6 protein-coding genes are annotated in these 7,933 nt (G+C 43.5%); 1 reads left to right on the plus strand and 5 read right to left on the minus strand.

Annotated elements, in window-relative coordinates:
* The coding region (locus AB4232_RS10150; protein ID WP_372087050.1) for a peptide MFS transporter at nt 1–706 on the minus strand (706 nt) is incomplete at its 3' end.
* 501 nt (nt 707–1,207) lie between these two features.
* On the opposite strand from AB4232_RS10150, the gene rfaH reads away from it, so the two are divergent.
* The gene (gene rfaH, locus AB4232_RS10155; RefSeq protein ID WP_102306531.1) at nt 1,208–1,714 is read left to right on the plus strand and encodes a transcription/translation regulatory transformer protein RfaH; all 507 of its coding nucleotides are present in this window, start codon (nt 1,208–1,210) and stop codon (nt 1,712–1,714) included.
* A 96-nt stretch (nt 1,715–1,810) separates the two neighbouring features.
* Here the strand turns inward: rfaH and asnB are convergent, their stop codons facing one another.
* From asnB to nagA, 4 genes are all read right to left on the minus strand, one after another.
* A complete protein-coding gene (asnB, locus tag AB4232_RS10160) occupies nt 1,811–3,475 on the minus strand; it encodes an asparagine synthase B (RefSeq protein WP_372087051.1) in 1,665 nt (554 codons plus the stop codon).
* A gap of 233 nt (nt 3,476–3,708) precedes the next feature.
* Nucleotides 3,709–5,295 (minus strand): cation:proton antiporter family protein, encoded by a 1,587-nt coding sequence (locus AB4232_RS10165; RefSeq protein ID WP_009847336.1) that lies wholly within the window; start codon nt 5,293–5,295, stop codon nt 3,709–3,711.
* Between the two features lie 83 nt (nt 5,296–5,378).
* A complete protein-coding gene (locus AB4232_RS10170; RefSeq protein ID WP_009847335.1) occupies nt 5,379–6,593 on the minus strand; it encodes an ROK family protein in 1,215 nt (404 codons plus the stop codon).
* 2 nt (nt 6,594–6,595) lie between these two features.
* Nucleotides 6,596–7,732: an N-acetylglucosamine-6-phosphate deacetylase gene (gene nagA / locus AB4232_RS10175; RefSeq protein ID WP_012604541.1), complete on the minus strand. Its 1,137-nt coding sequence runs from the start codon at nt 7,730–7,732 to the stop codon at nt 6,596–6,598.
* Between the last annotated feature and the right edge of the window lie 201 nt (nt 7,733–7,933).

The raw sequence follows: 7,933 nt of genomic DNA on the forward strand, positions 1-7,933 counted from the left end.
CGAACTCTTCTTTGGTTAGTGGCGTTTTTTCTTTTGATTTGTTCAGTGCTTTTGCTCGCGCAGCTGCGGGCACTGAACCAATGTTACCTAACCAAGATTGAGCCATTGTCATTTGCATGATTAAGCTAATAACCATACCAATACCAGCGGCTAAGAAACCTGCTTTCCAGCCGAAAGAGTCGACAGCAGCGCCTGAAATCAAGCCACCTAATAATGCACCTAAGTTGATGCCCATGTAGAAAATGGTGAATGCACCGTCACGGCGGTTATCGCCTTCTTGGTAAAGGTCGCCAACCATGGTCGAGATGTTTGGCTTAAACATACCGTTACCACTGATAAGTAGTGCTAAACCTAGATAAAGAGCATTTACTTGGTCTAAGCCAATAGCGCCGTTAGGAAGAGCGAGCGTAAATTGGCCGAGTGCCATTAATACACCACCCACTAGGATCGATTTACGTTGTCCTAAGTAGTTATCGGCAATCCAGCCACCGATCAATGGCGTGATGTAGACTAAGCCAGTGTAAATACCGTAGAGATCAAGTGCGTCTTTCGTTGACCAACCAAGTCCACCGTTGAGGGTCGTGTCAGTCAAAAATAAAACAAGGATGGCACGCATCGCGTAGTAGGAGAAACGTTCCCATAGCTCTGTGCTAAATAATAAAAATAGGCCTCTAGGGTGGCCAAAGATGTTGTGATTGCTTGGCATAAGTTTTACTAATTTTAGGTATTAAAAGATTTTATAGTCATTCATGTATACACAGTAGGGTAAAAGTCTGCAATAGGCGTATTTTGTGGTCACGATAACTTGGTTTTACTAAAGCATTGATATTAAATAAATTTACTTTTAATGCGGCCCATTCGGCTTGTGCTGCAAACTAATTTTCCATATTTGACCTGGTTGGTTGGTAACCTTTTTTATGACCCTATCCAATAAAAATGTTTAGATCTATTGCCCTAGCCTATCGTTATGATCTTATAGGGAATGTTATTCATATTATCTGCGATATACATATGCTTACAGCAATGAGTCTTTTGATCTCTAAATGTTCCTTGTACAATGACTGACCAAATTTTTTACCTATGACTTTTTGGTTGATAAGTCTTTCTGTTCCGCGTAATTTCTCGCTTATCAGGACTCATTTATTAACGGCGACTAAATTGTTTTAGGCTGTGGTTAAATGTCCAAAGAACGAAGATGGCGAGTTAAATGAAACGTTGGTATTTACTTTACTGTAAGCGTGGTGATCAAAAACGCGCTCAACAGCACCTAGAAAATCAGGGGGTAGAGTGCTTTTATCCTCAAATAGATGTTAAGAAGGTCGTTAGAGGGAAAGAGAAGCAGGTCAAAGAACCGCTATTCCCATCTTACATCTTTGTACGTTTTGACTACGAACAGGGTCCAAGTTTTACTACTGTTCGTTCAACGCGTGGTGTCGTCGATTTTATTAAGTTCGGCGCAAGGCCACATGAAGTCCAAGGCGACTTAGTGTATGAACTGAAAGAGTTTGAGAAGTGTTGCGAAGATGAACCTGAAGAGTGCTGTGTTGAGTTTGAATCAGGGCAAGTGGTCAAAATCAATAGTGGTCAGTTTGCTGGGGTAGAGGCTATTTTCCATCAAAAGGATGGAGAAGCACGCTCTATTATGCTCGTTAAGATGATCAGTCAAGTTGTGCCGATCAGTATAGAGAACGAAGCACTACAAGCTCATGCATAAGTGCAGCAATAAAAAACAGGCTTAAAAAAAGGCGCATAGTGCGCCTTTTTTGTTTTTGACTTGTACCTAGACCTAGACCTAGACCTAGACCTAGACCTAGTAAGAGTCGTTGTGAACAGCTTGTACCGCACGGCCTGATGGGTCTACACAGTTTTTGAATGACTCATCCCACTCGATCGCTTTTGCTGATGAACAGGCAACTGAAGGGCCGCCAGGTACACACTCTGCCGCCGATTCTAGAGGGAATAGCTCCTCAAAGATTTCACGGTAAGCGTAACCTTCTTTGGTTGTTGGTGTGTTGTAAGGGAAACGGAACTGAGCAGCTTCCATTTGTTGATCCGTTACTTTTTCTTCAGCCGTTGCTTTCAATGTATCAATCCAGTCGTAGCCAACACCATCAGAGAACTGTTCTTTTTGGCGCCATGCGATTGAATCTGGTAAGTAGTCTTCAAAACACTCACGTAGGATGTGTTTCTCCATTTTACCGTTACCGCACATTTTGTCTTCAGGGTTTAAACGCATAGCCACATCGATGAACTCTTTATCCAAGAATGGTACTCGACCTTCTACACCCCATGCCGCCAACGATTTGTTCGCACGAGCACAATCAAACATGCTTAAAGCAAGAAGTTTACGCACCGTTTCTTCGTGGAACTCTTTCGCGTTTGGTGCTTTGTGGAAGTACAGGTAACCACCAAAGATTTCATCAGCACCCTCACCAGAAAGTACCATCTTGATACCCATTGCTTTGATCTTACGAGCTAGCAAGTACATCGGCGTTGAAGCACGGATGGTCGTAACATCATAAGTTTCAATGTGATAGATAACATCACGGATGGCATCTAAGCCTTCCTGAATGGTGTAAGTCATCTCGTGGTGTACAGTACCGATTTTGTCTGCAACTTCACGTGCAGCAATCAGGTCGGGAGCATTTTCTAGGCCAACAGCAAATGAGTGTAGTTGTGGCCACCAAGCTTCTGATTGCTCATCATCTTCGATACGCATTGCTGCAAAACGCTTAGCGACTGCAGAAGTGATTGATGAATCAAGGCCACCAGATAGAAGTACACCGTAAGGAACGTCAGTCATTAGTTGACGCTTAACAGCAGCTTCTAGCGCTTCAGTTAGCTCTTCTTTGCTTGTGCTGTTACCTTGAACGGCTGCGTATTCGTTCCAATCGCGGATGTAGTAGCGTTGAGGTTCTGCATCTTTAGAAGAGTAGAAGCTACCAGGAGGGAACTCACTGATCGTCTTACAAACTGGAACCAGTGCTTTCATCTCTGAAGCAACGTAATAGTTGCCGTGCTCATCGTAGCCTTGGTAAAGCGGGATGATGCCAATATGGTCACGGCCGACTAGGTATTCGTCTTTCTCTTCGTCATATAAAACGAAAGCGAAAATACCGTTAAGTTCTTCTAAAAGGTCGGCACCCATCTCTTGGTAAAGCGCAAGAATGACTTCACAATCAGAGTCAGTTTGGAACTGGTATTTATCTTCGTAGCGAGCGCGAAGTTCTTTGTGGTTATAGATTTCGCCATTAACTGCAAGAATGTGCTTTTTGTCTTGGCTGTATAGTGGTTGAGCACCACTGTTTAAGCCGACGATAGCTAGACGCTCGTGAGCAAGGATCGCTTTTTCACCGGCATAGATACCAGACCAGTCTGGGCCACGGTGACGAAGCTTTTTAGACATTTCTAAAGCAATAGGGCGAAGTGCTGCGGCATCACTTTTAATGTCGAGAATGCCAAATACTGAACACATAGAACTTCCTTTTAAATAATTTCTAAATCAACTGCATTCAATTTGCCATTCTGGCTAAAAAAAGCAACCGAATGTGAGCAAAAAAATAATATAAAGGGGTTTATGTTAGAAAATATCTACTTTTAAGGTGGTTTTGGTGAGTGGCGTCTAATTGCGGTTGGTTTTTTGAACAAAAACCTCTCAAAAGTGCAAAAAGTCGCAATTTTGAGAGGTTAAATGGAACATGTTGAATATCATATTTTATTGATGTTCGGATTCAATTGTTCACAAACATGTCGGGCAAAACCGCTACCAGCTTCGCTGTAAATGTTAAATGCCGCATCGACGCCATTCTCTTTCAGTGTTTCGAGCTGATCTGGATATTCGGCAATTGCCGCTATTTGACCTTTAAAGTTTCGTGATTTTAATTGTTCTAAGGCGGTTTGATTACCTTGGTGGTGAGGCATAGCCAAGATCACCAGTTTTACGTTTGCTGTGTCTAAGATTCGTTCCCAGAAATCCGGGTCAGTTGCGTCACCAGAAATAACGTTTCTGCCATGGCTTCTGTGGTTATGTGCCGCGTCTTCACGAACTTCTACACCTAAACTCACTTTGCCGTAGCGTGAGCGTAATTCGTCGTAGGCACCAGTACCAATGCGTCCCATACCAAGAATTAGAACTTGAGCCCGACCTGGGTCAATTCGTTTGTCACGTTGGTGGAGCTTCTCAGCAGCGTGCTCTTTTAACCAGCGACCTGATTGTTGATAAAGTTTGTGACCCGCTTTGTTGAGAGGTGCAGCGATTAAGAACGACAATGAAACGGCTATAGCCACTGCCACCAAGATGTCGCCAGACATCCAGCCCATCTTAAAAGCAAGGCCACCGACGATGAGACCAAATTCACTGTAGTTAAACAGTGACAAAGAAGTGAGTAGGGAGGTTCGAACACGGAACTTGAATCGGTTTAGTACCAAGAAGTACAGAACGCCTTTCACTGGCAGTAACAATAAGAACAAGACTGCAAGCATAAAACCCTGAATAGTTGGCTGTTCTGACAAGCCAATATTCAAGAAGAAGCAGACGAGGAAAAGCTCTTTGAGGTTAAACAGCGACTTCGATAGCTCTGAAGCTTTTGGGTGACCGGCTAATAGCATACCTAGGATAAGGGCACCTAAGTCTGGTTTTACTCCTACAAACTGGAACAAGCCAGCACCAACAACTAATGCGAAGAAGATACCGAATAGCACCAACATTTCACCGTGCCCAACCCAATCGAGGACTTTGTAGAACAATGGGCGAAAGAAAGGCAAAGCGAACAGTGCGATCGCATACCACTCTGGAATTTTGCCCGTCGATGCAGTCAAGAATACGACAGCAAAGATATCTTGCATGACCAGAATGCCAATCGCTAGTGTGCCATAGGTAGCATTCATTTCCCCTTTCTCTTGTAGAGACTTGACCGCAAATACAGTACTAGAAAATGAAAGAGCAAAACCGAGTAGAACGATCTGTTCTATTGACATGGCTGCTAGAGATGAAATACCTAGGAACTTAAAACCAAATAGAGCGGCTGCAAAAAACAGAGTGGATAAAAGATTGTGGATCGTTGCGCCAGCCCAGATCTCTTTAGAGAGTAGGGTTTTGATGTCCAGCTTTAAGCCAATAGTAAATAAGAGAAGGGTGACACCAAGGTCAGCCAAAGTAATGATGGTGTCATTGGTTTCAAAGCCAAGGGCATAAAGCCCGAAACCTGCAACCAAAAAACCAACTAATGGGGGGAGGTGGCATTTTAAAGCAATAAATCCTGCGATAAACGCAGTGGATATTAATATAAGTTCCATAACTTGTTGTTGTAGTTCCCTAGCTTAAAAAAACGGGCCGTGTTTATACAAACACGGCCCGCGGAAAATCAGAATTGTTTTCTTTAGTCTTCAAGAAGCTTTTGCAGTAACACACCGTTGAGCATGGCGCGCTTAATCATGGCAAAGGCTCCCATCGTAGGATGTTTATCGATCTGTGATGCTACAATAGGCAGGCCGCTATGGAAAGTCGTTAACGACTGATTCTCTACATTGCGCTTAATTGCAGGGAAAACAATCTCTTGTGCCTTCGTAATATCACCAGCAATGATAACTTTCTGAGGGTTAAACAGGTTAATCGTCATCGCGATAGCCTTACCTAACTGGTTTCCTACTCGAACTAAGCTTTGTTTCGCGAGTTCATCGCCATTGATTGCGTGGTCACAAACATCTTGAATCGTAATATGTTCAAGTTCTGTTAAAGAAGATTCATAGCCTTGCTTAATGAGCTTCTGTACTCGATCAACAATGGCAGGGTTTGCCGCTACGGTTTCAAGACAACCGAAGTTACCACACTGGCACTGTTCTCCTAGCGGATCAATTTGGATATGACCAATTTCACCCACGTTACGGTTATGGCCTAAGAAAACCTGTCCATTAACGATAATACCAGCACCCGTACCACGGTGCACACTGACCAAAATAGAATCTTGACTGTCTTTACTTGCACCGAAGTAGTGCTCAGCAAGCGCCATTCCTCTAACGTCATTACCAACAAAACAAGCCACATGGAAAGTATCGCGAATAATATCGCTCAATGCGAGGTTATCGATGTCCGTGTTTGGCATGTACTCAACAACACCGGTCGTTGGGTTGACCAAGCCTGGAAGGGTGACACCAATGGCAATCAGTTGGTCGATCTTTGGCTGATGCTCAGCAATGAAAGCCTTGAGGTTATTGACCAAGCCTTGTGTAAGGTCTGATTGGTCTGAATAATCTAGGTCTTGTTGTTGGAAAGCCAATTCACGACCACCAAGGTCATGAAGGCTTATTTGAATATAGTCTCTACCTAAGCGTACAGCGACAGAATGAAAAGGGTCGACTTCTGTGGTTAGGGAGATCGCGCGTCTACCGCCAGTAGACGCTTGTTGCGCAACCTCTTTAATGAGGCCGCGCTCCAAAAGTTGGCGGGTAATTTTTGTAACACTTGCCGGTGCGAGTTGGCTTACATCAGCCACTTGTATACGACTGATAGGCCCTTGCTGGTCTATTAGTCGGTATACCGCCGCACTGTTTAGTTGTTTAACTAAGTCTACGTTACCTATTTGTCCGCCATTCATACTTAATTGTGCTCGTATTGTCCATTAACAACAGTCGCTTTAACGTTAAAGTCTCGGTCAAATACAGCTAGGTTTGCAACCATGCCTTTTTTGATTCGACCTAGCTTGCTTTCTACACCGATAGCCGTAGCTGGGTATAGCGTAGCCATGCGAAGAGCTTCGTCTAAAGCGATACCAGCGTGCTCAACTGTATTCTGAACTGCTTCAATCATAGTCAGAGCTGAGCCGCCCAGTGTGCCGTTTTCATCAACACACTTACCATCTCGGTAATATACTTTCTTACCGACAAAAATAAAGTATTCCATGTCAGCACCTGCAGGAGCTGTGGCATCCGTCACTAATACTAGCTTTTCTCCCTTGATTTTGTGCGCAATTCTGATGTTTGCGTAATCAACGTGGAAGCCGTCGGCGATGATACCAGCATAAACTTCTGGCGTGTCGTAAATCGCACCAACAACGCCAGGTTCACGACCGACCATAGGGGTCATCGCATTGAATAGGTGAGTAGCGAAAGTGATACCAGATTCGAAACTTTGTCGAGCTTCTGCGTAAGTCGCGTTTGTATGGCCGATTGAAACGACAACGCCAGCTTTGTGTAGGCGCTCGATATGTTCTGGATCATTAAGCTCTGGTGCCAATGTTACTTTTGCAACTAGGTCGCTGTTCTCGCAAATCAGTTCAATCATTTCGCTGTCTGATTTACGAATGTGATCGACGCTATGAATGCCTTTTTTTGCAACGTTTAGATATGGACCTTCAAGGTGCAGACCTAGTGATTGGTTTTGGTACTGATTGTGATATTCACGAGCTGCAGTAATAACTGCACGCATATCTTCGTCTGAAGAGGTGATGAGCGTTGGCAAGAAGCTAGTACAGCCTGATTTAAGGTTTGCTTCGTGCATGATCTGCATTGTTTCTGCCGTGATCTCATCGTTAAGCATTACACCACCACAACCATTCAGCTGTAAGTCAATGAAACCTGGGCTTAGGTTTGCTCCGTTTAGATCGCGAACCTCGATTCCTTCTGGCAATTCAGAGATAGGACAGACTTTTTTGATCAGTTCATTTTCTATTACGACGGCATGATCGGTTAGAACATCACTACCAGTGTAAATTTTACAGTTACTTAGCGCGTACATAGTCAGCTAATCCTTATTTCGTGAGATCTTTTAAATTTGTTCGTTACCTAAATGTGGACTTAGTTTGCGAGCATCATTTACGTAACGATTTATCTTTCATGGGCGAACGGCTTCAAAATGGGAAGCTATTTAAGTTGTTGAAAAACATATGAACAATTGATCTTTATTATACATTTAGGTTCATTGTTAATGATTATTCAT

It is taken from the genome of Vibrio sp. 10N.286.46.A8 (assembly GCF_041470165.1).
In the GTDB taxonomy this organism is placed as follows: Bacteria; Pseudomonadota; Gammaproteobacteria; order Enterobacterales; family Vibrionaceae; genus Vibrio; species Vibrio tasmaniensis_A.